This window comes from Arthrobacter sp. JCM 19049 (genome assembly GCF_001310435.1).
In genome coordinates, this window is sequence record NZ_BAXF01000660.1 from 1 (window position 1) to 1,000 (window position 1,000).

Consider the following 1,000-nt stretch of genomic DNA (forward strand, 5'->3'; position numbering starts at 1 on the left):
TCCGGGGTCCGGGGAGCGCTTGGCGTAGTAGTCGGCCACGCGTTCGGTCATGATCCGGGTGATTTCCTCGAAGAAGGCGTTGAGCACCCCGGTGGATCCGGGGGCCTGCTCGTTCGGAGCGGTGAGCACGTCGGTGGACTGGGCGGTGACGAAGAAGTAGAGGTTCGGGCTGGATTCGGCCAGCTGCAGGTAGGCGGTGACCATGGCGTGCAGGGCCCCGAGTTCGGCCTCCTGCGCCAATCCCGCGGCGAGCACCTTGGCGTGGAAGTCGCCGATGATGACTTCGCTCAAGGCCTGGCGCAGCCCTCCTTGTCGCCGAAGTAGCGGTAGTACACCGGCTTACTGGTGTTCCCGTGCGCGGCGATGTCATCCATCGAGGCCTGCGGGCCAGGTGGTGGATCGCCTTGCGGGCCATGCTCAGCAGTTCCAGGCGGCGTTCGGTGCGGTGGCGTTCCCACCGCGCCGCGCGGCCGTCCTGGGTGGTGCTGGTGCTCCCTGAGATGTTGTTCACGTTACTTACAGTATCATGTACTCTTGGTTATAGTAATACCTGTCACAGCAGTCAGATCTCCAGGAGAATCTCAATGGCTTCAGAATCCGTCCGCCCGGCCGTGATCATTGGCGGCAACCGCATCCCCTTCGCCCGCTCGAACACCAAGTACGCGCAAGCCTCCAACCAGGACATGTTCACCGCCGCCCTTGACGGCTGGTGGCCCGCTTTGGGCTGCAGGGCCAGCGGATCGGCTCGGTCGCCGGCGGCGCGGTGCTCAAGCACTCCAAGGACTTCAACCTGATCCGCGAATGCTACTGGGCTCCGCCCTGGATCCCAGCACCCCGGCCTACGATGTGCAGATGGCCTGCGCCACCGGCATGGAGGCCATCGGCTCGCTGGCCAACAAGATCAAGCTCGGCCAGCTCGACTCGGCCATCGGCGGCGGCGTGGACACCACCAGCGACGCTCCGATCGCGGTCTCCGAGGGGCTGCGCCAGGTGCTGCTGG

At 65.4% G+C, this 1,000-nt stretch carries 1 protein-coding gene and 2 pseudogenes; 1 reads left to right on the forward strand and 2 read right to left on the reverse strand.

What is annotated here, in order from left to right; genetic code table 11:
- Both JCM19049_RS15320 and JCM19049_RS21340 read right to left on the reverse strand, forming a co-directional pair.
- Window positions 1–291 (reverse strand): annotated as a pseudogene (locus JCM19049_RS15320) (TetR/AcrR family transcriptional regulator); the annotation flags it as partial.
- Window positions 288–458 carry a TetR family transcriptional regulator gene (locus tag JCM19049_RS21340; RefSeq protein ID WP_279403359.1) on the reverse strand — a complete coding sequence of 57 codons (171 nt, stop codon included), beginning with the start codon at window positions 456–458 and terminating at the stop codon, window positions 288–290. The gene JCM19049_RS21340 and the pseudogene JCM19049_RS15320, both read right to left, overlap by 4 nt.
- Window positions 459–584: 126 nt before the next feature.
- Here JCM19049_RS21340 and JCM19049_RS21345 point away from each other — a divergent pair.
- Window positions 585–1,000 (forward strand): annotated as a pseudogene (locus JCM19049_RS21345) (beta-ketoacyl synthase N-terminal-like domain-containing protein); the annotation flags it as partial.